This is a genomic window from Streptomyces sp. NPDC020731, from assembly GCF_044334705.1.
In the GTDB taxonomy this organism is placed as follows: Bacteria; Actinomycetota; Actinomycetes; order Streptomycetales; family Streptomycetaceae; genus Streptomyces.
Genome location: NZ_JBIRTN010000011.1, coordinates 204,289 through 228,163, shown reverse-complemented (window position 1 = coordinate 228,163; position 23,875 = coordinate 204,289). Strand labels below are relative to the sequence as shown.

Sequence of the window (23,875 nt, the reverse complement as noted above, 5' to 3'; positions counted from 1 at the left end):
GGGCGGCTCACACGCCGAGCGTGGCGCCGCCGTCGACCGTGAGGTCCTGCAGAGTGATGTGGCCGGCCCGCTCGGAGAGCAGGAACACCACCGCCTGGGCCACGTCGTAGGGGCGGGCCAGCCGGCCGGTGGGGATACCGACGCGGTACGCCTCCGGGGCGCCCTCGATCGACGGGCGGCCCGCGTCCTCGCCCTCCCACAGGGAGGTCAGCATCGGCGTGTCGGTGGAGCCCGGCGCGACCACGTTGCAGCGGATGCCGGTGCCCGCGAGCTCCAGCCCCAGGCACTTGGTGAACGCCTGGGCCGCCGCCTTGGACGCCGCGTAGGCGGCCATCCCGGTGCGGGCGGTGCGGGCCGCGTTGGAGGTGACGGTGACGATGGCCCCGAAGCCGCGCGGCGCCATGCGGGAGGCCACGGCACGGCTCATCAGGTAGACGCCGGTGGCGTTCACCGCCAGGGTGTCGTCCCAGTCCCGCTCGGACAGGCCGGCCACCGGGCCGGGGCGCAGGATGCCGGCCGCGTTGACCAGGTGGGTGATCGGGCCCAGCTCGCTTTCGACCCGCTCGACCACCGCCGTCACCTCCCCGCCGTGCGACACGTCCGCCGGCACGGCCAGCAGCCGCGGTTCGGGGGCCCGCGGATCGGCCGCGGCCTCCTTGCGCAGCCGCGCGACGAGCTCGTCGAGCGCCGGCCCGTCCCGGTCGACCAGGGCCACGGCCGCCCGGTGACGGACGAGCTGGGCCACGGTCTCCGCGCCGATGCCGCCGGCGGCGCCGGTCACCACGGCGACCCGGCCCTCCAGCCCCAGCCCGTCCTGGTCGGGCCCGTGCGTCATGACGGTCATCGGGTCTCCTCCTCGTCGGCGCGGCGCCGCGTGGTGCGCGCGAACACCTCGTCGATCCGCTCCTCGGGAACCTTCAGACAGCGCAGCGAGTAGGAGCGCAGCGCCGCCTCGTAGTCGGCCAGCAGGGTCTCCTCGTCGAAGCCGGTGGGACGGCCCGACTCCACCAGCACCCGGCCGCCGACGACCACCGTGTCGACGTCGCCGGAACCGCCCACCGCGAGGAACGCCTCCAGCGGGCGGGGCGTGTGCACGAACCGCCAGTCGTCCAGCGGGACCATCACCAGGTCCGCCTGCCTGCCGGGCACCAGGCTGCCGATCTCCTCCTCCCAGCGCAGCCCGCGCGCGGCGATCCTGGTGCCCATCGCCAGCGCGTCGGTGGGCCGCACCAGCAGCGGGTCGGCGTACATCTCGTTGTGGGTCTGCCAGGCGGCCCGCATCTGCTCGGGCATCCCGGGGAAGACCAGCGGCTGACCGTCGGTGGACAGCGACACGTCGAGGCCCGCGCGGCGCAGTTCCGGGATCAGCCGGGTCTCCGTCATCGCGGACTCGCCCGCCGAGCCGTACTTGGCGGGGGAGTGGCTCAGGTGCACTCCCGCCTCCAGCAGCATCCGCCGTTCCTCGTCGTCGGCGAACCCGGTGTGGATCGACATCAGCCGCTCGTCCAGCAGGCCGAGTCCGGCGAACCGGCGCACCGGGGTGTCGCCGTAGTACCGGCGGAGGAACTCGCCCTCGTGGCGCTGGGCGCCGATGTGCGAGGCGAACCCGGTGTCGTGGCGCCGCACGATCTCGGCCAGCCCGCGCCCGAGTTCGTCGGTCATGTTGGTGCCGTAGACGGCGGTGGGGCGGGCCCGCAGCAGGCCCGTGTCGTCGTCCGCGCACGTCTTGACCAGCGCCTCGATCTCGTTCAGCACGGCGTCGGTGTCACGGCTGCGGGTGAACGCGCTCTCCCCGGGCCGGCACACGGAGTCCGTGGCCCAGGTGCTCACCGAGCAGCGCATGCCCAGCCATACGGCGGCGGCGGCCAGCGCCTCGGGACGGTTGACCGAGCCGACGTCACCGAGCGTGGTGACACCCGCCCGCAGCTGCGTCCACATCGAGTACCGGGCGATGGCCTCGCCCTCGTCCGGGGTGAGACCGGCGATGAGCTCGTGGAAGGAGTCGAAGACGGCGGAGATGCGGTGCATGTCGCCGCCGTTGCCGAGGAATCCGGCCTGGTCGCCGCGGTCGTCGGCGGGGCGCAGCGCCCCGTTGAACGGCAGCCGGGTGGCGAACAGTTCGTGCCAGTGCGCGTTGACGAAGCCGGGCAGGACCAGCATCCGGCGGGCGTCCAGGGTGCGCAGCGCGGCCCGCTGCTCCGGCGGCAGCGCCGCGACGGCGGCGTCCACCTCGGCCACCGTCCCGACGGCGGCGATCCGGCCGTCGACGGCCAGCAGCGATCCCTCGGGCAGGACCCGCTCGTCGTCGTCGGCCGTGCACAGATGGGCGCCGCGCACCAGCAGCGGCTCGGAAGCGCTCACGCGGCACCTCCGGTCGTCTCGGACCGCGCCTTGGCCTCGGCGAGGGCACGGCTGAAGCCGGTCACGGTCGGGTCGGAGAGCAGGGAGTCGAAGTCGACGGGGAAGCCGCCGCGCCGCCAGCGGCTGCTCAGCCGCATGACTTCGAGCGAACCGAGCCCCAGCAGGATCAGGTTGGCGTCGTCCGGGATCTCCCCCGGCGCGGTACCCAGGAGCTGTGCGACGGCGTCACGCACCTGTGCGCGCAGCTCCTGGTCCCCGGTCGATGTACTGGTGTCCATGGGCGGTGCGGGCCTTCCTTCGGTCGTGGGATGGCAGGGCGCGGCGGACGTGGCCGGCCCGTGCGGTCACGGGCGGACACGAACGCGTGGGCGGCACTCAGCCCGTACGGTCGCGGGCGGGCACGAACGCCCCCGCCTCGGCCGGGGTCTCGCCGCGGAGCAGCGCGGCCAGCGCCTTCTTGTCCGTCTTGCCGAGACCGGTGAGGGGCAGTTCCTCGAGGTACACGAGCCGGTCGGGCAGCTTGTACTCGGCGAGCCCGCGGGCCTGCATGGCACGCTTCAGCTCCGGCAGCAGCATCTCCTCGGCGCCCTCGGCCCGGACCAGACAGGCGCAGGTGCGCTCGCCCAGGAAGTCGTCGGGCACCGGAACGACCGCCGCCCGGGCCACCCCCTCCAGCGCCTGGAGGTGCCCCTCGACCTCGGCCGCGGACACCTTGTCGCCGCCGCGGATGATGACGTCCTTGATCCGGCCCTCGATCACGAGGTCGCCGTTGTCGGTCAGCCGGGCCAGGTCGCCGCTGCGGTAGAAGCCGTCGTCGGTGAAGGCGCGGGCGTTGTGCTCGGGCGCGCGGTAGTAGCCCTGGAGGGTGTACGGGCCGCGGGCGAGGAGTTCGCCGATCTCACCGGCAGGCAGCTCCTTGCCCTCCTCGTCCACGATCCGGATCTCGTCCGCGGGCGAGATCGGCCGCCCCTGGGTGGCGAGCACCGTCTCCGCCGGGTCGTCGTCCCGGGTGAAGGTGCACAGCCCCTCCGCCATCCCGAAGACCTGCTGGAGGCGGCAGTCGAACGTCGGCTCGATCTGCTCGGCGATGTTGCGGTGCAGCTTGGCGCTGCCGATCTGCACCGTACGCAGACTCGACAGGTCGTCGGTGAGCCACTCGGCGCCCTCGAGCCACAGCTGTACGACGCTCGGCACCACGGAGGTGACGGTCACCCGTTCGGCCGCGATGAGCGGGAAGCAGGTCTCCGGCGTCGGGTCCTCCGCGAACACCACCGTGCCGCCGGCCCGCAGCGTGCCCACGACGCCGGGGCAGCCCCAGGTGAAGTTGAACGCCACGGGCAGTGTCGCGAGGTACACGTCCCGCTCGGTCAGCGCGGTCGCCGAACCGGCGGCCCGCACCTGGTAGGTGTAGTCGTCGTGGGTGCGCGGGATCAGCTTGGGCAGCGCGGTGGTCCCGCCGGACAGCAGGAAGAACGCCACGTCCGACGGATCCAGCACCGGGAACGGATCGCCCGTCTCCGGGTCGCCGTCCACCTCGGACAGCGGCACGACGGGGTCGTCCGCCGTACCGGACGGGTCGTCGCCGCACACGAACAGGTGCCGCAGCGTGGGCACCTCGCTCCGGATGCGGCGGGCGAGGGCGGCGTGGTCGAAGCCCCGCAGCAGGCCCGGGCTCACGTAGCCGACCGCGCCGGACAGCTCGCACAGATGGCGGATCTCCACGTCCCGGTGCGCGGGCAGCGAGAAGACGGGCCGGGCCCCGATGGTGAACAGGGCGAAGCACACCCGGACGAAGTCCGGCGTGTTCGGCAGCTGGACCACGACCCGGTCGCCGTCCCCGATGCCACGGTCCCGGAAACCGGCGGCGAGCCGCCGCACCTCCTGCTCCAGCTCGGCGTAACCGATCCGCCGCCCCGCGCCCACCAGGGCGGTCTTCGGCCCGTGGGTGCGCGCGGCGTCGGCGAGCAGCCGCACCAGGCTCTCGCCGCGCCAGTACCCGTCCCGGCGGTAGCGCTCGGCCCGGTCGGCCGGCCAGGGAACGCAGTGCTCCAGCATCACGCCTCCTTGCCCGACGTCACCGAGCGCTGCTCGGCCGTCGGCTCAGCGGTGATCTCCAGGACGGCGCACCCGGCCTCCATGCCGGTGGCCGCGCCGATGAGCATCACGTGGTCACCGGGGCCGACCTCGCCGTCCAGCCACAGCCGTTCCAGGGAGATGACGAAGTCACTGACCCCGGTGTGGCCGATCCGCCGGCAGATGTCCCAGGTGCCCTGCTCGAGGCTCACACCGAGCGGCTCCAGGAACATGGTCAGCAGCGGGTCCTCGTTGAAGCCGACGTGGCAGAAGCGGCGGATGTCGGACAGCGCGACACCGGCCTCGGCGGCGGTGCGTTCGGCGATCGCCGCGACCTGGTCGCCGAAGTGCCCGATGGGCGGCTTCACCCCGGACGCCCACTGCTTGCGCCAGTACTGCACGCGGGAGTCGAAGTCGAGCGGGATGCCCGCGGTGACGCTCGGCGGCAGCAGCGCCTCACCGCCCCGGTGCAGCGCCTCCATCTGCGGGTCCGACAGCGAGCCGACGGCGAGCACCCGGGCGAAGCCCGGCCGCCGCGACACCACCAGCGACGAGCCGGCGTCCCCGAACAGGAACAGCTTGGAGGAGGTCCACCGGTCGACCATCGGGGTGGAGAAGTTGTCCCCCGTGGTGAGCAGGACGCTGTCCCCGCCCTCACCCCCGGTGTACCGGTCCAGGGACAGCCGGCAGGCCGCGGCCTCCAGGCCGGCCACCATGCCGAGGCAGCCCTGCCGGATCTCCATCGCCGGGATGGGCCGGTTCAGGGTGTTCAGCAGTACGTAGTGCGGGGCCGACCAGCCGTCGGGCCCCTGGTGGTAGGCGCTGCTGTGCAGCAGCGCGGCGAAGTCGTCGGGTTCCTGCCCCGATCGTGCCAGCGCCGTCCGCGCGGCGCGGATCGCCATGTCCGGCGCCGGTACGGTGTCCTCGACGGCGACGGACTCGATGCCCGACGCCTCCCGGACCCCGGCGTCGAGGCGGCCTTCCTTGACCGCCAGCTCGGTCGGCACGAGCTCGGGAACGTAGCAGCCCACGCCCGACAGATGGATGTCCTCGACCTTCACCCCGGCCCCTCTCGTCTTGGCTCTGTGTGCACACGGTGGATCGCGGCCAGCACAACACCCCGGGACGGGCGGCCACCTGAGTAGCAGTCACTCAGCTTCACGCGCCCCACGCCCCGGGCAACGCCCGCGCGGGCGTACGGCCGTGGCGCGGGCGGATGAGTGGCGCGCACTCACGAGGAGCCGGCCCGCGGCTGCTGTGCTGGGCCGACAGGCGTGGGCGACGTCCCTAGGAGGCATCCGCCATGACAGTGACCAGGCCGGAGATCGGCGACTGGAAGAGCATCGAGGAGCTGCGCGGGCTCCAGGAACGGCAGTTGCCGCCGCTCCTCGCCCGCGCCGCCCGCTCCCCCTTCTACCGGTCCCGCCACACCGGCCGCTCGGCCCCCGCCACCCCGGCCGACCTGCGTTCCCTGGAGCCGACGAGCAAGCAGGACCTGCGTGACGCCTACCCGTTCGGGCTGCTCGCGGTGAACCGTACGGAACTGGCGACCTACCACGAGTCGAGCGGCTCGGCGGGACAGCCGACCGCGTCGTACTACACGCAGAACGACTGGGCGGACCTCGCGGAGCGCTACGCCCGCAAGTGGGTCGGCATCGAGCCGAGCGACGTCTTCCTGGTCCGCACGCCGTACGCACTCATGATCACGGGCCATCTGGCGCAGGCCGCGGCCCGGTCGAAGGGGGCGACCGTGGTCCCCGCCGACAGCCGCTCGGCGGCCACGCCCGCGGCCCGGACGGTACGGCTGCTGCACCGCCTGGGCGTCACGCTGACGTGGTCCAACCCCACGGAGACCCTGCTGTGGGCCGCGGCGGCCCGGGCGGCGGGCCTGGACCCGACGACCGACTTCCCCTCCCTGCGGGCCCTGTTCGTGGGGGGCGAGCCGCTGTCCCCGGCCCGTCGGGCGCGCATCGGCGCCCTGTGGAACGCTCCGGTCGTGGAGGAGTACGGCTCGACGGAGACGGGCACGCTGGCCGGGCAGTGCCCCGAGGGCCGGCTGCACCTGTGGGCGGACCGGGTGCTGTGCGAGGTCCTGGACCCGGAGAGCGGGAAGCTGTCCGAGGAGGGACGCGGGCGGCTGGTGGTGACTCCGCTGTACCGCGAGGCCATGCCGCTGCTGCGGTACAACCTCGACGACGAGGTGGAGGTGGAGTACGCGGACTGCGCCTGCGGCTGGCGGCTGCCCGTGGTGCGGGTGCTCGGCCGGGGCGGGTTCGCGTGGCCGGTGGGTACGGGGACGGTGGACCAGCAGCAGGTGGAGGACCTGGTGTTCGGGCTGCCGGCGGCGGACGGTGTCCTGTTCTGGCGTGCCCGGGCGGACCGCGACCTGCTGCACATCCAGGTGGAGGCGCGCGAGGAGCGGGCGGCGGCGGTGGAGCGACGGCTCACCGAGTCCGTGGCCCGCGAACTCGCCGTTCCCTGCCGGGTGGAGGCCCTGCCCCCGGGCAAGCTGGTCCCGACGGACGTCCTCACCGCCAACCCGGACGCGCTGAAGCCCCGGGGCCTGTTCGGCCCCGAGGAGAACTGGGACCAGGCCCTGCTGTACTACTGACCGGGCCGGTCCTTCACGGGGCGCTCCGCGTGCCTTGGGGGGGGGTGCTCCGTGTCGGTGTGGGCCGGGGGTGTTCGCGCGGCCCGGCGCCCGCGGGGTGCCTCCCCCGGAGGGGATCCCCCACTCTCGGCTTCGCTCGAGCGGGGGACCCCCATTGCCCTGGGGGAGGCACGACTGCCCGCGGTGGCGGAGGCACGCGGCAGCGGCTGCCCGCGGGGCGGTGGCGTGCGGGAGCGGCTGCCCGCGGATCGCGGGCCGGTGGCAGCGGGCATGGCCGCGTACGGCGCGGAGGGGACGGGGCGGGGGTGGCCGCCCGCAGTGGCCGGCGCGTCCGCGCCCCGCACCCCCTCCGGGAGACGTGATCCGCGCCGGTCCGAGGACGGACACCCCCGACACGGCCCCGACCCACCCACCGGCCGCAGGCGCTGCCCCAGCCCTCACCGAAGCTGTGCGGGCGCCGCAGGCATCGGGCGTCCGCCCTCACCGGAGCTGTGCGGGCGCCGCAGGCATCAGGCGCCCGCCCTCACCGGACCCGCACGAGGCCGTCGCGGACACAGACCCGTGCCCCCACCGGACCCGCGCGGGCGCCGCAGGCATCGGGCGCCCGCCCCACTGGACCCGCACGAGGCCGTCGCGGACACAGACCCGTGCCCCCGCCTCAGCCGGGCAGGCCGCCGCGGTCCGGGCGGCCCAGGACCGCGGCCACGCCGTCCAGGGAGCGCTCCACCGTGTAGGCGTAGAAGTCGTCCTCCAGTGCCGCGATCGCCTCCGGATCGTCGGTGCCCCGGCTGGTGACGGCCGCACCGACGGCCGCCAGCCCGCGCCGCTCCGGATCGTCACGGTGCGCCGCCAGCGCTCCCGCCAGCCGTACCCGCGCCTCCGGCAGGTTCTCCGCCCGGTCGTCCTCCACCATCACCAGCGTGAACGCGGAGTTCGTGAGGTACCGGTACGCCGCCGTCGCCCCCCCGGCGAACCCCGCCTGCTGCAGCACCAGGATCCCCCGGTCCATCATCGTCAGCGCCGACGGGATGATCGGCCCGATCCGCACCAGCCGCCGGGCCACCCCCCGGTACCGCCGCAGCAACGGCCGCCCTTCCAGCAGCAGCGTGCTGAACCACTCCCGCCACGCAAGCTCCTGCGGCGGCAGCGGAATCATGCTCACCACCCGGTCGGCGACGGCGTCCGCCACCGCGTCGCGGTCCCCGACGTGGTGGTAGACGGCACGCGGCCAGACCTCCAGCGCGGCGGCGAGCTGCCGGGTGGACCAGGCGTCGAGCCCGTCCGTCTCGGTGAGCCGGAGCGCCGCGTCGACGATGCCCGTGGGCGTGATCGGCGGCCGGTCGACGGGCCGCCGGCCCCGGCCACCGGGTGCGGGTGAACTGGGCATGGCACGCAATGTATCCACTCCTCTGTGTCCGGTGGTCCGGTGCTTCTTGACCCGGCCCGCCCGGTCCATCGTATGGTGGTCGGAGTTTATTACCCAGTGGGTAGTAGCATCTAGTATTACCCAGTGGGTAGTAACGCCCTGTATCTCTCCCGACCTCTCCTTGGAGGACGACGATGGCCGCGGAACCCGCCGCGCTTCCGTCATTACTGCAGCCCGTCCGCAGGCGGCTGGCTCTGGCGGTGCTCTGCCAGGCAGTCGCCGCCCTACTCAACATCGCCCCGTTCGTCGCCGTCGCCGAACTGGCCCGGGTGCTGCTCGCGGACGGCCCGGTGGACCGTGACCGCGCCTGGACCGTCACCGCACTCGCGGGCGCCTGCCTCCTCGTGCGGCTGCTGTTCCTGGTGACCGCGAGCGTCGTCAGCCACCTCGCCGAGAACGACCTCCAGCTGTCCGTCCGCCGGCTGCTGATCGGCCGGCTCGACAGGGTCCCGCTGGGCTGGTTCTCGGGGCGCGGCGGAGGCGCGGTGAAGAAGGCCGTGCAGGACGACGTGCACGCGCTGCACCACCTGGTCGCGCACTCGCTGCTGGAGCTGACGGCCGCGGTGATCGTGCCGCTGTCGACGCTCGCCTACCTGTTCTGGGTGGACTGGCGCCTGGCGCTGATCACACTGATCCCGCTGGTCCTCGGCATCGGCCTGTTCGGCCGCACCGGCGCGGCGTTCAAGAAGAACCTGCCCGCCCTGGACGCCGCCATGACCGACATCAACGGCGCGGCCGTGGAGTTCGTCCAGGGCATCGCCGTGGTGAAGACCTTCGGCCAGACCCGGCGCGCCCACCGCCGCTACACCGACGCGGCGGACCGGTTCGCCGCGTTCTTCCGCGGCTGGGTCGACTCGTTGGTCGCGCCCAGGGCGCTGTCCGAGATCGTGCTCTCGGCACCCACGATGCTGTTCACCGTCATGCTCGGCGGCACGGCCCTGATCACCGCGGGACGCACCGCCCCCGAGGACCTGATCCCGTTCGCGCTGCTCGCCGTGGGCATCACCACACCGGTGCTGACGATCAGCTTCGCCGAGGAGGAGGTCCGGGCCGCGAAGGCCGCCGCGGACCGCATCGCCGAGGTGCTGGCCACCCCCGAGCTGCCCCTGCCCGTGCACCCGGCGAAGGCCGGCCCCGGAGCGGTGACCTTCGAGGCCGTCGGCTTCTCCCACGACGGCGAGCACCGCGTCCTGGACGGCGTCGACCTGACCCTGGCACCGGGGACGACCACCGCTCTGGTGGGTCCCTCGGGCGCGGGCAAGAGCACGCTGGCGTCGCTGCTGCCGCGCTTCTGGGACCCGGAGGAGGGCACCATCCGCGTCGGCGGCACGGACCTGCGCGACCTCGCCCCCGAGGAGGTCTACCGCCGGATGTCCTTCGTCTTCCAGGACGTACGGCTGCTGCGCGACACCGTCCGCGCCAACCTGCTGATCGCCCGGCCGGACGCCACCGACGAGGAACTCGCACAGGCCGCACGGAGCGCCCGTATCCACGACCGGATCACGGAACTGCCGCGCGGTTACGACTCCGTGGTCGGTGAGGACGCCCGGTTCTCCGGCGGCGAGGCCCAGCGCCTCTCCATCGCCCGGGCCATGCTCGCCGACACCCCCGTCCTCGTCCTGGACGAGGCCACCGCGTACGCGGACCCCGAGTCCGAGGCGGCCGTCCAGGACGCCCTGTCGGAGCTCACCCGCGGCCGCACCCTGCTGGTCATCGCGCACCGCCTGTCCACGGTGAAGGACGCCGACCAGATCGTCGTCCTCGACGGCGGGCGCGTGGTGGAGCGGGGCACCCACACCGAACTGCTGGCCCTGCGGGGCACCTACGCGGGGATGTGGCGGGCCCACGAGCACAGCACCACCTGGCGGCCCGGCAGTACGGAGGGGTCCGCCGACGACACCACGGTCCGCGCAGCCGTCGCCGACCGTCCCGCGGTCGAGGAGGCCGTCTGATGATCCGTCAACTGATGGCCGTGGTCGGCCCCGCCGAGCGGCGGCTGCTGCGGAACGTACTCGCCCTCCAGGTCCTCGGAGCGGTCCTGCAGGCGGTGACGTTCGTCCTGATCGTGCCGGTGCTCGAGCGGCTGCTGGGCGACGAACCCGATCAGGCCTGGCCCTGGGTGTGGGCGCTGGCCGCCGCGGCCGTGGCGCAGTCCGCGGTCCACTACCTGGCCACCAAGGCCGGGTTCCAGGCGGGCGCCGCGCTCTCCCGGGTCCTGCACCACCGCATCGGCGACCACGTCTCCACGCTGCCCCTCGGCTGGTTCGGCCCCACCCGGACCGGAGAGCTGAGCAATCTCACCACCCAGTCCGTGATGGGCATCATGCGCGTCCCCGGCTATCTGTTCCGCCCGCTGATCAGCGGGCTGCTCACGCCGGCCGCGGTGGTGGTGCTGATGTACCTGTTCGACTGGCGGCTCGCGCTCGCCGCGACCTGCACGGCCCCGTTCATCGCGCTGGTCCTGCGGTGGAGCACCAACCGGACCGCCGCCGCCGACCGGCTGCGCGCCGAGACCATGACGGAGGGGGCCAACCGGGTCATCGAGTACGCCGAGGTGCAGCCGGTGCTGCGTGCCTTCCCCGGCTCCAGGTCGGCCGGCGGCAACCGGCTCGACGAGGCGCTGTCCGCCCAGCGGGACGCCGGACGTCAGGTCATGGTGGCCGGGGTCCCCGGCCAGGTCGGCTTCACGCTCACGGTGCAGGCGGCGTTCACGGTGATCCTGGTGTACGGCACCTACCTCGCCCTCGGCGGCTCGCTCGACGTGCCCGAGCTGCTGGCGCTGCTGGTGCTCGCCGCGCGGTTCGTGGAGCCGATGGCGGAGGCCGCCAACCTCGGCTCCGCGCTGCGCTCGACGAGCGCGGCACTCGGCCGGGTGCAGCGGCTGCTGGACGAGAAGCCGCTGCCCGAGCCGGAGCACCCGGCCCGTCCGGCCGGCGCCGACATCGAGTTCGACGCGGTGGAGTTCTCGTACGACGACGGCCGCAAGGTGCTGGACGGTGTCGGCTTCCGCATCCCCGAGCGCACGATGACCGCGCTGATCGGGCCGTCCGGTTCCGGCAAGACGACGATCGCGCGCCTGATCGCCCGCTTCTGGGACGTGCACGGGGGTGCCGTGCGCGTGGGTGGCGCGGACGTCCGTGACCTGTCGGCCGAGGACCTGATGTCCCGGATCTCCGTGGTGTTCCAGGACGTCTACCTGTTCGAGGGCACCATCGAGGACAACATCAGGGCCGGCCGGCCCGACGCCACCGACGCCGAGGTGCGCCGGGCCGCCGCGCAGGCACGGGTCGACGAGATCGCCGAGCGGCTGCCGGGCGGCTGGTCCGCGCAGGTCGGGGCGGGCGGCGCGGGGCTGTCCGGCGGTGAGCGGCAGCGCATCTCCATCGCCCGGGCGCTGCTCAAGGACGCGCCGATCGTCCTGCTGGACGAGGCCACGTCGTCCCTGGACCCGGCGAACGAACGAGCCGTCCAGGACGCCCTGTCGGAACTCACCCGCGACCGCACCCTGCTGGTGATCGCCCACCGGCTGCAGACGGTACGGGCCGCCGACCAGATCCTGGTGCTCGACGGTGGCCACATCGTCCAGCGCGGCACGCACGACGAGCTCATCGTCCAGGACGGCCGGTACGCCGACTTCTGGGCCGAGCGCAGCCGCAGCCGCGGCTGGCGCCTGGAGAAGACACCCGTGGCCAACTGAGAATCCCCCGGCGGGCCGCTCTCGCGGACCCGCCGGGGGATCGGTGTGGCCGCCGCTCCCGGAGCTCACCCCCGCGCCGAGAGCGGCGGCTTCCCCGGTACGCCGGCGATGCCCCAGCGGGTGGCGGGCACCTCCTGCAGGACGACCCAGGTCGCCGCGCGAGCGGAGTCGCCGAACACCTCGGCGACCGCGTCGGTGATCCGGGCGATCAGCTCGGTCTCGGTGGCGCCGTCCAGGCGGCCCTCGTAGAGCTTGACGTCAATGAGCGGCATGCGAGGTCTCCTTGATGCTCGGTACGGTCGTACGGCTCTCGGCGTTCTCGATCACGGTGCGCGCGTCCTCCAGGGCCGCGTCCAGCGCCTCGGCCAGGTGGTCCACCTGCTCGTCGCTCAGCCCCGGATGGCAGGGCAGGTTGACGTGCTCGGTGAACCACAGCTCCTCGGCCACCGGGCACTCGCCGGGCCCGTGCCCGCGGGAGCGCCACTCCGGCAGCAGGTGCAGCGGGAAGTAGCGGAGCTGCACCTCGACGCCCCGCGCGTCGAGTCCGCGCACCAGCGCCTCACGGGTGCCGGGAGGGCCCGACACGAAGCAGGTGTACAGATGCTGGGCGTGGTGCACACCCGGCCGGGGACGATCGGCCCGGGCGTGCGGATGCCGGTCCACCACCGCGTTCAGCCGGGCCGCGATGGCGCGCCGCCGGTCGACGAGGTCCTCCAGCCGGTCGAGCTGGTGCAGTCCCACCACACAGGCGGCCTCCGACAGCGTCGCGTTGGTACCACTGCGGCGCACGCCCAGGCAGGCGTCCCGGTACACCGACGACGAGTACTTCATCCAGGGCAGCAGCTCCGGCGCGTCCAGCGGCGACGTGTCGCCGGCGACGAACACCCCGTCGACCTCGTTCGAGCGCAGCCGGTCGATCCGCTCCGCCCAGTCGTCCCGGTCGAAGGTGAGCATGCCGCCCTCGCCGAGCGTGGTGATGTTCTTCGAGGCGTGGAAGCTGAAGCAGCCGATGTCGCCGAGCGATCCGGGGCGCCGGCCGTCGTAGCGGGCGCCGAGCGCGTGGGCGCAGTCCTCGACGACGAGGATGCCACGCTCCCTGGCCATGGTCACGATCTCGTCCATCTCGGCGGGCCAGCCGCCGTAGTGGACCAGCAGGATGGCCCGGGTCCGGTCCGTGATGAGGCTCTTCAGCGAGGCCGGGTCCATGTTCAGCGACTCCCGGTCGATGTCGCAGAACCGCACCCGGACCTGTCGGTCGAGCAGAGGCTGCACGGTCGCCTGGAAGGTCTGCGGGGTGACGACGACCTCGTCACCCGGCGCCAGGTCGAGCAGGTGGACGGCGAGTTCCAGGGCGACGGTGCCGCTGGTGACGCTCAGCGCGTACCGGGTGCCGGCGTACTCGCTGAAACGCCGCTCGAACCGCTCCCTCCAGGAACCCATGGACAGTGACTCGCCGGATGCGAGCAGCTGTCCCAGAGCCGCCGCCTCCGTCGCACCGAGGATGCTTCCGCGACTCGCGTACGGAACTTTGTAGGCCCCGCGCATAAGTACCCTCCGGCAGATTCGGGGATTGTTTTCCCGTCGCCGACATGGGCGACGCAAATGACTCTACGTTTGTGACGGGCCCGTGGAGGAAGCAAGTCGGCGGAGCTGACACGAGTTTGACAGGACGTCAATCTTCCGGAGAAAGCTTGCTCCCCCGGGAAGTCCCCGCTCATGATTCGGAGCGGACCGCACGAGAGGGCCGTACACCCAGCCGACACGAGGGGCGAAGCGTTCATGAAATTCGGCGTGAATTTCTTTCCGGTGATCGATCCCGCGCAGAAGAGCGCCACCGCCTACTACGACGAGACCCTCCGCCTCGTGGAGCTCGCGGAGGCGCTGGACTACGAACACGTCCAGACCGTGGAGCACTACTTCACCGGGTACGGCGGCTACTGCCCCGACCCGGTCACCCTGCTGACCGCGATGGCCGCCCGCACCAGCCGCATCCGCATCACGACGGGCGCGGTCGTCCCGGCGTTCACCCACCCCGTCAAGCTGGCGGGCAAGCTGGCCATGCTCGACCACCTCTCGCACGGCCGGCTCGACGTCGGCTTCGGCCGCGGCTTCCTGCCCACGGAGTTCGAGGCGTTCGGCGTCCCCATGGACGAGAGCCGCGCCCGGTTCGACGAGGGCGTCGCGGCGTGCGTACGGCTGTGGAGCGAGGAGGACGTCGTCTTCGAGGGCCGCTTCCACCGCTTCGGGCCCGTCACCCTGCTGCCCCGGCCGTACCAGGCCCCCCACCCGCCGGTCTTCATCGCCTCCGCGACGAGCGCGGAGTCGTGCGCGGCCGCCGGTACGGCCGGCCACCACCTCCAGGTGGTGCCGTCGGTCACCAGCGCCGAGCAGCTTTCCGGAATGCTGCAGAAGTACCGGGCCGCCTGGGACGAGGCGGGCCACGATCCGGCCGCCCGCCGCATTCAGATCAAATACACCTGCTATCTGGCGGACGACGCCGCAGAGGCCCGCCGGACCGGCGAATTCTACGAGCGTTCCTACATCGACCACATGACGCATGCGGTGGAGCCGCTCGCGAAGGGGAACCGAGCCGATTACCCGGGTTACGAGAAATTCCTGGAGAAGGCCAGGAACTACGACTTCGCGGCGTCCCTCGCGGCGAACAAGGTGTACGCCGGTGACGTGGACCAGGTGCGCGCGCAACTGGAGCGGACACGCGAGGAGTTCGGCGCCGACCTGACGGTCAGCCTGCAGTTCAACCCCGGCGGCCTCGCCTACGGCCGCGCCGCCCGGGCCATGGAACTGTTCGCCCAGGAGGTGGCCCCCTCCTTCACGGAGTGAGGCCGGTCGTCAGCGGCGGCTGAGCGCCCCGGAGCCCAGGAGCAGGGACAGCTCCTCGACCTGGGAGCGCAACAGCCGCTGCTCGTCGACGAGTTCGTCGACCCGGGCCCGCAGCCGCACCAGCTCGCCACGGTCCCCCGGCGTGACGGGAACCAGGCTGCGCAGCTCGGGGACGGCCTGGTGATGGAGGCCGAGGCGCAGGTGGGTGTCGTACAGCAGTTTCTGGACGGTCAGCCGCTCCTCCTCCAGCTCCGCCGCCGCCCCGGCGCACAGCGGACCGCTGGTGCTGCCGGCCATCGCCGGCCCCCGCCACAGGCCCAGCGCCTCCTTCAGCAGCGCGCAGGCGGTGCGCGGGTCGCTCCCCAGGAGCGCCCCGGCCCTCGCCACCCCCAGCCGGAACCGGGCGCTGTCCAGCTCCTCGGGGCGCGCCTCCAGCACGTAGCCCGTGTCACGGGCGACCAGCCGCGGGGTGTTGGCCCGCGACGGCTCCGCCTCGATCAGCAGCTGCCGCAGCCGCGACGCGTGGGCCTGCAGGGCGTTCACCGCCTTGCCGGGCGCGCCCCCGCTCCACAGCTCCTCGATCAGCCGGTCCGTGGGGACCGGCACCCCGGGCCGGACCAGCAGCGCCCCCAGGAGCTGCCGCTGTTTGGGACTGGTCAGGGGCACCCACCGGTCCGCGACGTCGTCGTGGACCTCGGGGACGCCCAGCACTCGAAACTGCATCTGCACCTCCGCGGTCGCACACCCCTGCTCCTGCCCAGCTGACCGCGGACCGCCGTCCGCCCGCCTGAGTGCCGGGTACTCATCTCGGCCGTCCGCCCGGTGACAGCGGTCTTCGGCGGACTGAGTGGCGGCTACTCACGATCCGGCCGCCCGCGCCGTGGTCGTCTTGGACCGTCGCGGTCGCAGCACAGGTGAGGAGTTGAGGACGCATGGCGCAGTGGGACGCGGAGGTCGCGGTGGTCGGCCTGGGAGCGTGGGGAGCGTGCGCGCTGTGGCAGCTCGCCGAGCGCGGCGTGGACGCCATCGGCATCGAGCGCCACCAGCCGGGCCACTCGCTGGGCTCCTCGCACGGCGGTTCGCGGATGTTCCGCGTCACCTGCCTGGAGCATCCGGGCCTGGTACCGCTGGCCCGGCGCTCCCGGGAACTGTGGAGCCGGCTGGAGGACTCCGCCGACCAGCAGCTGTTCTTCCCGGTCGGCGGCCTGCTGATCGGCCCGAAGGACGGCCGGGTCGCGGGCGGCACGCTGACCGCCGCCTACCGGCACGGCATCGAGGTGAGCACCCTCACCGGTCAGGCGCTGCGCTTCCACTACCCCCGCCATGTGGGGGTCCCGGAGGGCCACATCGGCGTCCGGGAGCCGTCCGCCGGCATCATCCGGCCGGAGCTGTCGATCCGGGCGGCGGTGAACCGGGCCGAGAAGTGCGGCGCCAGGATCCTCACCGACACCAGGATCACCACGTACGACCTGGTGCCCGGCGGTGTGGTGCTGCGCACCTCCCAGGGCGAACTGCGGGTGCGGCAGGTGGTGTTCACGGTCGGCTCCTGGCTGTCCTCGCTGGTCGGCGGACTGCCGCTGCGGACCGTGCGGATGCCCATCACCTGGTTTCGGCCACTGGAGCCGGGGGACGACACCTTCGGTCTGGAGCAGTTCCCCGTCTTCATGCGGGAACTGGACGACGGCACCATCCTGTGGGGCAACGGCGCGGAGGGCGGCCACGACGTCAAGCTCGGCATCGAGGACCGGGCCGACGCGCTGCCCCTCGACCCCGAGGCCTACGACCGCTCGGTCGGGCCGCTCGACTGGTCCGCCCTGACCGCCCTGCTGCCGGCCAAGCTGCCCGGCCTGGAACCGCTGCCGTCGAAGGTCGCGGTCTGCATGCTGACCCGCACACCGGACGGCCAGTTCGTCATCGGCCGGCCCGGGGACGATCCGCGCGTCGTGGTGGCCGGCGGCGACAACGCGCACGGCTTCAAACACGCCACCGGGATCGGGGAGGCCCTCGCCGAGATCGTGCGGGGCGAGGAGCCGACGGTGCCCATCGGTTTCATGTCCCCGAACCGCTTCGGCTGACCCGCGCCACCCGTACGCCCCGGCCACTCACCGCTGCCGCGACCCCAGGAGGGCGACCATGACGTCGACACCCACTTCCCAGCAGGCGCCGCTGGTGAGCGCCCAGCAGTTCCGGGACGCCATGGCCGAGCTGGCCTCGCCCGTCACCGTGGTGACCACCTCGGACGGCCGGGGCGGACGCCGGGGCTGCACCGCCAGCTCGGTGACGTCGGTGTCCCTCGACCCACCGCTCCTCCAGGTCGCCGTCGCCCACACCTCCAGCTGTCACCACGCCCTTGTCAACTCGGGGGAGTTCGTCGTCCACGTCCTCGCCGACCGGCACCGCCGGCTGGCCGACCGGTTCGCCCGGCAGGACATCGACCGCTTCGCCGGCACCGGCTTCACCACCTGGCCCGGCACCGACCTGCCCTGGTTCCCCGACGCCACGGCCGCCTTCCGCTGCCTGACCCACCGGACGATCCCGGTCGGCGACCACACCCTCCTGGTCGGCGCCCTCTCCGCCGTACGCCAGGGCCCCGCCCAGGGCACCCCGACGGACGCCCTCCTGTGGTACCGCCGGGCCTTCCACGCCCTGACATGAACACCCGAGCACTCCGACCGGCGCCCCGCACGCCGCCCGGGACCGCCTGTGAACCCACCCGACGCGTACGCCACGCCCACCGCAGGGCAGACCTGCCGCGCCCGTTCGCGGCGTGCGCGGGCCGGTGACCGGTGCGTCGGGTGTGTGTGGGGTGTCCGGGGTTCACGCGGTGCGCGCCACCGCAGGGCAGGCCTGCCGCGTCCGTTCGCGGCGTGCGCGGGCCGGTGACCCGTGCGTCGCGAACGGGCGCGCCCGGTGCGTGGGGCGCGCGCGGAAGCTCAGTCGGCGTGCGCGTCTGCCATTTCGCAGGCTTCCAGCCACCGTTGGGTGACGAGGTGCGCCAGTTCCGGGGTGTCGCCGAGGGGTGCGGAGAGGACGTCGGCCCGGGCCGCCGCCGCTTCGGCCGCGATGCGGTCGGGCAGCAGGCCCGGTGCCAGGACGTACGGCGCGACCGCCACCCGGCGCACGCCCCGCGCGCGCAGCTCCCGTACGACGTCACCGGGCCGGGGCGGCCGACCGGTGACGAACGCCGGCCGCACCGCGCGCCAGCCCGCGCGCCGTAGTTCCCGGGCCGCCGCGCCGACCGACTCGATCGCCTCCGGGTCCCTGGAACCGGCGGCGGCCAGGACGACCCCGGTCGTGGACCGGTCGGCGGGGGACAGACCGGCTTCGAAGAGCCGCCGCTCCACCGCCCGCACGAGCAGCGGTGAGCCGCCCAGCACCGCCGCCTGACGCACGCTCGGCCCGCGGGCCTCCGCCAGCGCCGCCGGCAGGTCGGTCTTGGCGTGGTAGGCGCGCGTCAGCAGCAGCGGAACCGCGACGGCCGCCCCGGCGCCGGCCCGCCGCAGATCCTCCAGCGCGCCCGCCACGCCCGGGACGTCGAACTCCAGGAACGCGGTCACCACCGTCACGCCGGGGCGCCGCGACCGGATCCGGCCGGTCAGCGCCCGCACGGTCCCGGCATGCCGGGGATCACGGCTGCCGTGGCTCACCAGCAGCAGCGCCGGCGCCGTCGTGCTCGTACCTACCGCTGTCACCCGTGGACCCCCGATCGGCGCACCGCGAACGGCGGTCGGTCCCGCCGCCGCGACACGCTAGCCGGAGCCGGTCACACGCCGCTGACGGCCTGCTGACCGGGCGCTCACCGGATGTGCGCACACCGGTGAGCGGAGCCTGACGGCTCGCTGACCGCGTCAGGCGGACCCGCTGCTGTGCAGCGGCTCATGGCCGAACTCCGCCCGCATGCCCCAGTCCCAGTCGCCGACGACCGTGACGGGCACCGGCGAGTCACCGCGCAGCATCCGCTGGTGCGCCTCGCGGACCGCCTCCGAGGGCTCCAGGCCCAGCTCCGTCACGAGCCGGGTGTGCAGCCGCCGGTAGGTCTCCAGCGCCTGCCACATCCGTCCCGCCTGGTACTGCGACAGCATCAGCTGGAGGTGGAAGCGCTCGTGCAGCGGATAGCGCGCCGCCAGTTCGGTGAGCCTGGCCAGGACCTCGATCCCCCGGCCGAGAGCCAGGTCCGCCGCGACACAGATCTCGAACGCGCTGAGCCTCGATTCCTGCAGCCGCAGCACCTCCACCTGGAGCACCGGCCCCAGGGGCACGTCGAACAGGACATCGCCCCGCCACAGCCCCAGCGCCTGGTTGAGCAGCTCGGACGTGATCCGGTGGTCCCGCTTGCGGGCCGCGGCGAGCCCCGCGGAGACCAGGCTCTCGTGCTCCAGCGCGTCCACCTGGTCGGGCATCGCGTTGAGCACGTAGCCGCCGTGCGCGGTGGCCAGGATCTCCTTGGCCCGGACCATGCCGCCCATGCCGCACACGGCGGCGATCCCGCGCCTCAACTGCATCATGTACGTCTGCAATGTCGCCTGGGCACTGCGCGGTGGCTGGTCGCCCCAGAGCTCGTCCACCAGTTCCCACACCGGTACCGTGCGCCGGGCCCGCAGTGCCAGCAGGGCCAGTACCTGGCGGTGCTTGGCCGCGCTGGGTATCCAGGAGTCTCCTCCAAAATTGGCAGTCAAAGTGCCTAACAACTTGATCTCCACCAGCCGACCTCTCCCCGTGTGTTGCCAGCGAAGCGATCCTGACACCACGCGCGTAGTTCCAGTAGTGCCACCGATCACCAGTCCGATGTGAACGAGCATGTGACCGGCTTGGCTGAATCTCGCCTCCAGCGGGAGTCCAGAGCCGCATGAGACGCGCCTCAAGAACCGGACGGCTGCAGCGTGTGAGGCTTTCGCCATGGACTTCACGCTCCTCGGCCCCGTCGGAATCATCACGAAGGACGACCACGTTCCGATCGCCGGCTCCCGGCAACGGATCCTGCTGGCCTCACTTCTCGTCAGCGGCAGCCGCCTGCTGACGAACGAGCAGCTCTACAGCGAGCTGTGGGGCGACGATCCGCCCCACACGGCGCACAACGCGCTCCAGGCACAGGTCTCCCGGCTGCGCCGCACACTGAGCCGGCTCGCCGATCCCGCGGAGCCGGCGCCGGCCCTCGTCACCCACTCCGCGGGGTACGTCCTGAAGGTGGACCCCGCCCGGATCGACATGAACGGCTTCCGGCGCCGGATCGCGGACGCCAGGAGCACGGCCGACCGGGACCCGGTGGCGGCCATCGGCCTGCTGGAGTCCGGAATCGCCCTGTGGCAGGGCAAGCCGCTGCAGGACACCGGTGCCAGTCCGCTGTGCCACAGCACGGCGGTCCAGTTGGAGGAGGAGTACCTGGCCGCGCACGAGACGAAGCTGGAGCTGAAACTGCGCTGCGGTCTCACCGAGGACGCGATCGGCGAGCTGCGGGCGATCGGCGTGGTGCACCCGTGGCGGGAACGCATCACCGAACTGCTGATGCTCGCGCTGTACCGCGTCGGCCGCCGGGCGGAGGCCCTGGAGACCTACCACAGCACCCGCCGTCAGCTCACCGACCACCTGGGCATCGAGCCGTCCCGCCGTCTGAAGGAGACCCTTCAGGTCATCCTCCGCGAGGACCCCGTGCCCCTGGCCCCCCTCCGCCCGTCACCGCTGTCGGCCCTCGCGCGCTGACCGGGGTGTCCCGGCGAGGAGCGCCGCCCTCAGCCCCCGTCGGGTGCGGGCTCCTCCACCGGTTCGGCCGGCACCACCCGCGTACCGCGTCCGGTGAACGCGGACACGTCGGCGTCCGTCGCCGAGGTGTCCGTGACCAGCGTCCAGCCGGGCGGCAGCGTGGCCCACGCGTGGAACGGGCCCGGCCCGGCTTCGCCGCACGGGTCAGGACGTAGGTGTGGGCGGCCCGGCGGGCCATCGGTTCCTTCAGCCGGGTCCGCCGCAGGTCCGCCTCGCAGATCCCGCCGTCCGCGGTCCCCCGTCCGCGGACAGGAAGACCCGGTCGAACGTCATCCGCTCCGGCGCCGCCTCCGTCAGCGGGCCGACGAAGGCCTGGCTGAGCGGGCGCAGCGTGCCGCCGAGGCACTCCACGACTGGAGCGCCGTCCGCGCCCGCGCCCGCACCATCCGCGTCCTCACCTGGATGCAGTCGCCGGTCCTGATGGTGCGGATCGGCGGCATCGGCGGCGTCTTCCTGCTCGCCGTGGTCGTCGCCGTCCGGCGCCTGCGCCACACCGGAGTCCCGAAACGCTTCCGCACCGACCCCTGGCTCACCGCGGCCCTCGTCCTCAGCAGCGCCGCGATCCTCTGCGCCGGCGTGTACGGAGCCCTGAAGACGCCGGGAGCCGTGCCGGAGTAGCCGTCGGACCCATTGTTGCTGTTAGCGTGCAGTTGCACATGAGTTGCAATAATGGCGGAGGACATTGGACATGGCGCTGTACACGCTCCCGGAGCTCCCGTACGACTACGCGGAACTCGCCCCGGTCATCAGCCCCGAGATCATCGAGCTGCACCACGACAAGCACCACGCGGCCTATGTGAAGGGGGCCAACGACACCCTCGAACAGCTCGCCGAGGCGCGGGAGAAGGAGACCTGGGGGTCGATCAACGGCCTGGAGAAGAACCTGGCCTTCCACCTCTCCGGGCACGTCCTGCACTCGATCTACTGGCACAACATGACCGGTGACGGCGGCGGCGAGCCGCTGGACAAGGACGGGGTGGGGGAACTGGCGGACGCGATCGCCGAGTCCTTCGGCTCCTTCGGCCGCTTCAAGGCGCAGCTGTCCAAGGCGTCGGCCACCACGCAGGGTTCGGGCTGGGGCGTCCTGGCGTACGAGCCGCTGAGCGGGCGGCTGATCGTCGAGCAGGTCTACGACCACCAGGGCAACGTCGGCCAGGGCTCCACCCCGATCCTGGTCTTCGACGCCTGGGAGCACGCCTTCTACCTGCAGTACAGGAACCAGAAGGTGGACTTCATCGAGGCGATGTGGGAGGTCGTCAACTGGCAGGACGTGGCCCGGCGTCACGCCGCCGCCAAGGAGCGCGGCGACAGCCTGCTGCTCGCCCCGTGAACCCGTCGGAGGGCTCCCGCACGGCCACCCCGTGCGGGAGCCCTCCGACGGTTCAGCGGGACACCGCCTCGCTCTCCCGCTCCTTGAAGCCGACCCACATCGAGCACACCGCCACCAGCACGGCGGACACCGCGACCACCGCCATGCCGGTGGTCAGGTCCGTGTGGCCGGCCACGAAACCGATCAGGGCCGGGCCCGCGAGGAGGCCGGTGGTGCCCATGGCGGCGACCAGGGCGAGGGCGCCCGGTCCCTCCGCGGCGGCGGCGACGTAGAGGCAGGGGGTCACCGTCGCCATGCCCAGGCCGACGCAGGCGAAGCCGACGAGCGCGGGCCAGGTGCCGCCGGCCAGCAGGGCGAGGGCGAGACCGGTGCCGGCCATCGTGCTGCCCACCCGCACCATGCGCGCGTCGCCCCACCGGTTCCGCCAGCCGTCGCCCAGCAGGCGGGCCAGCACCATCATCACCGAGACGACGGCGATGCCCAGCGGCGCCAGCCGCCCCGACGCGCCGGTCTCCTCCGTCAGGTAGAGCGCCGACCAGTCGTTCATGGCGCCCTCGACGACCGTGCCGAACACCATGGCGCAGCCCAGTACGAGAGCCGCTCGCGAGGCGCCCGTCAGGTTCCTGAGGCCCTTCTTCCCGCCCTCGGCCGGCTGGTCCCCGGCCGGGGCGGCCGGGGGCGCGGGCGCGTCGGTGAGCACCCGGGGGCCGGAACCGGCCAGCAGCAGCACCCCCAGCACCGCCGCCACGGCGAAGTGCGCGCTCACCGAGTGCGTCACGGTGTTCACCCCGGAGGCCAGCAGCGCGCCCCCGAGCGAGCCCCCGCTGAACGTCGCGTGCAACTGGGCCATCGCGGCCCGCCCGTAGTGGGACTCCAGGGCGGCGCCCTGCGCGTTCATCGCGACGTTCAGACAGCCGACGGCCATACCGTCGACGAAGATCACCAGCAGGACCAGCGGATAACTGCCGGCCGCGGCCAGCACGGGCAGCACCGCCACCAGTCCCAGCGCGGACCACAGCGCCAGCCGCCGCGCGCCCAGCCGCCGCATCAGCGGCGCGACCAGCGGGAAGGACACCGCCGCCCCGACACCGGCGGCCATCAGCAGCAGCCCCACCTCCGTCCCGCCCAGGTCGAAGCGGTCCTTGAGGGCGGGCAGCCGGGAGGCCCAGGTGGCGTACTGGAAGCCGAGGAAGGAGAACAGCGCGGCGATCGCCAGTTGGTCACGGCGGAAGTCGCCGAGGGTGGGCAGCATGGACGTCAGGACCCCTCTTCCGGGCCGCCGGGGCGGTGGTGCTGGACCGGGCAGGACATGTAGACGGCGCCGTCGCCGTAACCCCCGTGGAGCTCGGCCCCCGGCTCGGGCCGGTAGCCGTGCCCGGCCCAGAAGCTCTCCGTCCCGCCGACGGCGACCAGGGAGATCCGCTCGTACGACGACCGTTGCGCGGTCACCGTGAGATGCCGCAGCAGTCTGCTGCCCAGCCCCCTGCCGCGCAGGTCGTCCGCGATCACGAGGTCGTGCAGATGCAGATGGGGGGAGTCGTACGTCCGCTCCTCCGGCCGGGTCAGGTCCGGGTAGCGGAACCGCGGGTAGGGCAGGGCGAGCACATAGCCGGCGACACGGTCACCGGTCTCCAGGACGAAGCAGGTCGCCGGGGAGGCCCGGCCCCGGGAGCGGAGCGCCTCGATGCCCTCGGACAGCGAGGCCGACGCGTACACCTCGGCCTCCAGCGCGGCGATCCCCGGCCAGTCGTCCTCGGCGACACGGCGTATGCGGACGTC

The 23,875-nt window shown here is 73.1% G+C and carries 22 protein-coding genes; 9 read left to right on the top strand and 13 right to left on the bottom strand.

Features of this window, described 5'->3' with window-relative positions:
• Positions 1-7 precede the first annotated feature (7 nt).
• The 5 genes from ACH4VX_RS19365 to ACH4VX_RS19345 all read right to left on the bottom strand — a co-directional run bounded on the left by ACH4VX_RS19365 (position 8) and on the right by ACH4VX_RS19345 (position 5,495).
• Positions 8-844, bottom strand: a complete 837-nt coding sequence (locus ACH4VX_RS19365) for a 2,3-dihydro-2,3-dihydroxybenzoate dehydrogenase (protein ID WP_398368612.1) — start codon at positions 842-844, stop codon at positions 8-10.
• Complete coding sequence (locus tag ACH4VX_RS19360) at positions 841-2,361, bottom strand: amidohydrolase family protein (protein WP_398368611.1); 1,521 nt, start codon at positions 2,359-2,361, stop codon at positions 841-843. Before ACH4VX_RS19360 ends, ACH4VX_RS19365 begins: the two co-directional genes overlap by 4 nt.
• Positions 2,358-2,639: a phosphopantetheine-binding protein gene (locus tag ACH4VX_RS19355; protein ID WP_398368610.1), complete on the bottom strand. Its 282-nt coding sequence runs from the start codon at positions 2,637-2,639 to the stop codon at positions 2,358-2,360. Before ACH4VX_RS19355 ends, ACH4VX_RS19360 begins: the two co-directional genes overlap by 4 nt.
• Positions 2,640-2,736: 97 nt before the next feature.
• On the bottom strand, positions 2,737-4,416 hold the full coding sequence (locus ACH4VX_RS19350) for a (2,3-dihydroxybenzoyl)adenylate synthase (protein WP_398368609.1): 1,680 nt from the start codon (positions 4,414-4,416) through the stop codon (positions 2,737-2,739).
• Positions 4,416-5,495 (bottom strand): ketoacyl-ACP synthase III family protein, encoded by a 1,080-nt coding sequence (locus tag ACH4VX_RS19345; protein WP_398368608.1) that lies wholly within the window; start codon positions 5,493-5,495, stop codon positions 4,416-4,418. The genes ACH4VX_RS19350 and ACH4VX_RS19345 overlap by 1 nt, the downstream gene beginning before the upstream one ends.
• Positions 5,496-5,737: 242 nt before the next feature.
• On the opposite strand from ACH4VX_RS19345, the gene ACH4VX_RS19340 reads away from it, so the two are divergent.
• Entirely contained in the window at positions 5,738-7,045 is a 1,308-nt protein-coding gene (locus ACH4VX_RS19340; RefSeq protein ID WP_398368607.1) for a phenylacetate--CoA ligase family protein, read from the top strand.
• 658 nt (positions 7,046-7,703) lie between these two features.
• Here the strand turns inward: ACH4VX_RS19340 and ACH4VX_RS19335 are convergent.
• On the bottom strand, positions 7,704-8,432 hold the full coding sequence (locus tag ACH4VX_RS19335) for a TetR/AcrR family transcriptional regulator (RefSeq protein WP_398368606.1): 729 nt from the start codon (positions 8,430-8,432) through the stop codon (positions 7,704-7,706).
• A 173-nt stretch (positions 8,433-8,605) separates the two neighbouring features.
• Between ACH4VX_RS19335 and ACH4VX_RS19330 the strand changes: the two genes are divergently transcribed.
• Both ACH4VX_RS19330 and ACH4VX_RS19325 read left to right on the top strand, forming a co-directional pair.
• The gene (locus ACH4VX_RS19330; RefSeq protein ID WP_398368605.1) at positions 8,606-10,423 is read left to right on the top strand and encodes an ABC transporter ATP-binding protein; all 1,818 of its coding nucleotides are present in this window, start codon (positions 8,606-8,608) and stop codon (positions 10,421-10,423) included.
• Positions 10,423-12,168: an ABC transporter ATP-binding protein gene (locus ACH4VX_RS19325; RefSeq protein WP_398368604.1), complete on the top strand. Its 1,746-nt coding sequence runs from the start codon at positions 10,423-10,425 to the stop codon at positions 12,166-12,168. Before ACH4VX_RS19330 ends, ACH4VX_RS19325 begins: the two co-directional genes overlap by 1 nt.
• Before the next feature lie 65 nt (positions 12,169-12,233).
• Here the strand turns inward: ACH4VX_RS19325 and ACH4VX_RS19320 are convergent, their stop codons facing one another.
• Both ACH4VX_RS19320 and ACH4VX_RS19315 read right to left on the bottom strand, forming a co-directional pair.
• A complete protein-coding gene (locus ACH4VX_RS19320; protein WP_040905972.1) occupies positions 12,234-12,440 on the bottom strand; it encodes a 4-oxalocrotonate tautomerase family protein in 207 nt (68 codons plus the stop codon).
• Positions 12,427-13,713, bottom strand: coding sequence for a DegT/DnrJ/EryC1/StrS family aminotransferase (locus ACH4VX_RS19315; protein ID WP_398368603.1), 1,287 nt, complete (start codon positions 13,711-13,713; stop codon positions 12,427-12,429). The genes ACH4VX_RS19320 and ACH4VX_RS19315 overlap by 14 nt, the downstream gene beginning before the upstream one ends.
• Before the next feature lie 246 nt (positions 13,714-13,959).
• Here ACH4VX_RS19315 and ACH4VX_RS19310 point away from each other — a divergent pair, with 246 nt between their 5' ends.
• Positions 13,960-15,009: an LLM class flavin-dependent oxidoreductase gene (locus ACH4VX_RS19310; RefSeq protein WP_398368602.1), complete on the top strand. Its 1,050-nt coding sequence runs from the start codon at positions 13,960-13,962 to the stop codon at positions 15,007-15,009.
• Positions 15,010-15,018: 9 nt separating this feature from the next.
• Here ACH4VX_RS19310 and ACH4VX_RS19305 read toward each other — a convergent pair whose 3' ends face one another.
• On the bottom strand, positions 15,019-15,732 hold the full coding sequence (locus tag ACH4VX_RS19305; protein WP_398368601.1) for a BTAD domain-containing putative transcriptional regulator: 714 nt from the start codon (positions 15,730-15,732) through the stop codon (positions 15,019-15,021).
• A 209-nt stretch (positions 15,733-15,941) separates the two neighbouring features.
• Here ACH4VX_RS19305 and solA point away from each other — a divergent pair, with 209 nt between their 5' ends.
• Together solA and ACH4VX_RS19295 are read left to right on the top strand one after the other, a co-directional pair.
• Positions 15,942-17,084 (top strand): N-methyl-L-tryptophan oxidase, encoded by a 1,143-nt coding sequence (gene solA, locus ACH4VX_RS19300; protein ID WP_398368600.1) that lies wholly within the window; start codon positions 15,942-15,944, stop codon positions 17,082-17,084.
• A gap of 58 nt (positions 17,085-17,142) precedes the next feature.
• Positions 17,143-17,664 carry a flavin reductase family protein gene (locus ACH4VX_RS19295; RefSeq protein WP_398368599.1) on the top strand — a complete coding sequence of 174 codons (522 nt, stop codon included), beginning with the start codon at positions 17,143-17,145 and terminating at the stop codon, positions 17,662-17,664.
• Between the two features lie 278 nt (positions 17,665-17,942).
• Here the strand turns inward: ACH4VX_RS19295 and ACH4VX_RS19290 are convergent, their stop codons facing one another.
• Together ACH4VX_RS19290 and ACH4VX_RS19285 are read right to left on the bottom strand one after the other, a co-directional pair.
• Positions 17,943-18,701 (bottom strand): sirohydrochlorin chelatase, encoded by a 759-nt coding sequence (locus tag ACH4VX_RS19290; protein WP_398368598.1) that lies wholly within the window; start codon positions 18,699-18,701, stop codon positions 17,943-17,945.
• A 156-nt stretch (positions 18,702-18,857) separates the two neighbouring features.
• Positions 18,858-19,685 carry a BTAD domain-containing putative transcriptional regulator gene (locus ACH4VX_RS19285; RefSeq protein WP_398368597.1) on the bottom strand — a complete coding sequence of 276 codons (828 nt, stop codon included), beginning with the start codon at positions 19,683-19,685 and terminating at the stop codon, positions 18,858-18,860.
• Between the two features lie 220 nt (positions 19,686-19,905).
• On the opposite strand from ACH4VX_RS19285, the gene ACH4VX_RS19280 reads away from it, so the two are divergent.
• The 3 genes from ACH4VX_RS19280 to ACH4VX_RS19270 all read left to right on the top strand — a co-directional run bounded on the left by ACH4VX_RS19280 (position 19,906) and on the right by ACH4VX_RS19270 (position 22,096).
• A complete protein-coding gene (locus ACH4VX_RS19280) occupies positions 19,906-20,706 on the top strand; it encodes a BTAD domain-containing putative transcriptional regulator (RefSeq protein ID WP_398368596.1) in 801 nt (266 codons plus the stop codon).
• 462 nt (positions 20,707-21,168) lie between these two features.
• Positions 21,169-21,384 (top strand): hypothetical protein, encoded by a 216-nt coding sequence (locus tag ACH4VX_RS19275; protein WP_398368595.1) that lies wholly within the window; start codon positions 21,169-21,171, stop codon positions 21,382-21,384.
• Between the two features lie 70 nt (positions 21,385-21,454).
• Positions 21,455-22,096 (top strand): superoxide dismutase, encoded by a 642-nt coding sequence (locus ACH4VX_RS19270; RefSeq protein WP_398368594.1) that lies wholly within the window; start codon positions 21,455-21,457, stop codon positions 22,094-22,096.
• A gap of 52 nt (positions 22,097-22,148) precedes the next feature.
• On the opposite strand, the gene ACH4VX_RS19265 is transcribed toward ACH4VX_RS19270, so the two are convergent.
• Both ACH4VX_RS19265 and ACH4VX_RS19260 read right to left on the bottom strand, forming a co-directional pair.
• The gene (locus ACH4VX_RS19265) at positions 22,149-23,348 is read right to left on the bottom strand and encodes an MFS transporter (protein WP_398368593.1); all 1,200 of its coding nucleotides are present in this window, start codon (positions 23,346-23,348) and stop codon (positions 22,149-22,151) included.
• 5 nt (positions 23,349-23,353) lie between these two features.
• Positions 23,354-23,812, bottom strand: a complete 459-nt coding sequence (locus ACH4VX_RS19260) for a GNAT family N-acetyltransferase (protein ID WP_398368645.1) — start codon at positions 23,810-23,812, stop codon at positions 23,354-23,356.
• Positions 23,813-23,875: the final 63 nt, after the last annotated feature.

Excerpts from the sequence above, each read along its gene's own strand:
- ACH4VX_RS19365 (WP_398368612.1), bottom strand. The coding sequence starts at position 844 with ATGACCGTCATGACGCACGGGCCCGACCAGGACGGGCTGGGGCTGGAG.
- ACH4VX_RS19355 (WP_398368610.1), bottom strand. The coding sequence starts at position 2,639 with ATGGACACCAGTACATCGACCGGGGACCAGGAGCTGCGCGCACAGGTG.
- ACH4VX_RS19350 (WP_398368609.1), bottom strand. The coding sequence starts at position 4,416 with ATGCTGGAGCACTGCGTTCCCTGGCCGGCCGACCGGGCCGAGCGCTAC.
- ACH4VX_RS19340 (WP_398368607.1), top strand. The coding sequence starts at position 5,738 with ATGACAGTGACCAGGCCGGAGATCGGCGACTGGAAGAGCATCGAGGAG.
- ACH4VX_RS19335 (WP_398368606.1), bottom strand. The coding sequence starts at position 8,432 with ATGCCCAGTTCACCCGCACCCGGTGGCCGGGGCCGGCGGCCCGTCGAC.
- ACH4VX_RS19330 (WP_398368605.1), top strand. The coding sequence starts at position 8,606 with ATGGCCGCGGAACCCGCCGCGCTTCCGTCATTACTGCAGCCCGTCCGC.
- ACH4VX_RS19325 (WP_398368604.1), top strand. The coding sequence starts at position 10,423 with ATGATCCGTCAACTGATGGCCGTGGTCGGCCCCGCCGAGCGGCGGCTG.
- ACH4VX_RS19320 (WP_040905972.1), bottom strand. The coding sequence starts at position 12,440 with ATGCCGCTCATTGACGTCAAGCTCTACGAGGGCCGCCTGGACGGCGCC.
- ACH4VX_RS19315 (WP_398368603.1), bottom strand. The coding sequence starts at position 13,713 with ATGCGCGGGGCCTACAAAGTTCCGTACGCGAGTCGCGGAAGCATCCTC.
- ACH4VX_RS19305 (WP_398368601.1), bottom strand. The coding sequence starts at position 15,732 with ATGCAGTTTCGAGTGCTGGGCGTCCCCGAGGTCCACGACGACGTCGCG.
- solA (WP_398368600.1), top strand. The coding sequence starts at position 15,942 with ATGGCGCAGTGGGACGCGGAGGTCGCGGTGGTCGGCCTGGGAGCGTGG.
- ACH4VX_RS19295 (WP_398368599.1), top strand. The coding sequence starts at position 17,143 with ATGACGTCGACACCCACTTCCCAGCAGGCGCCGCTGGTGAGCGCCCAG.
- ACH4VX_RS19280 (WP_398368596.1), top strand. The coding sequence starts at position 19,906 with ATGGACTTCACGCTCCTCGGCCCCGTCGGAATCATCACGAAGGACGAC.
- ACH4VX_RS19275 (WP_398368595.1), top strand. The coding sequence starts at position 21,169 with ATGCAGTCGCCGGTCCTGATGGTGCGGATCGGCGGCATCGGCGGCGTC.
- ACH4VX_RS19270 (WP_398368594.1), top strand. The coding sequence starts at position 21,455 with ATGGCGCTGTACACGCTCCCGGAGCTCCCGTACGACTACGCGGAACTC.
- ACH4VX_RS19265 (WP_398368593.1), bottom strand. The coding sequence starts at position 23,348 with ATGCTGCCCACCCTCGGCGACTTCCGCCGTGACCAACTGGCGATCGCC.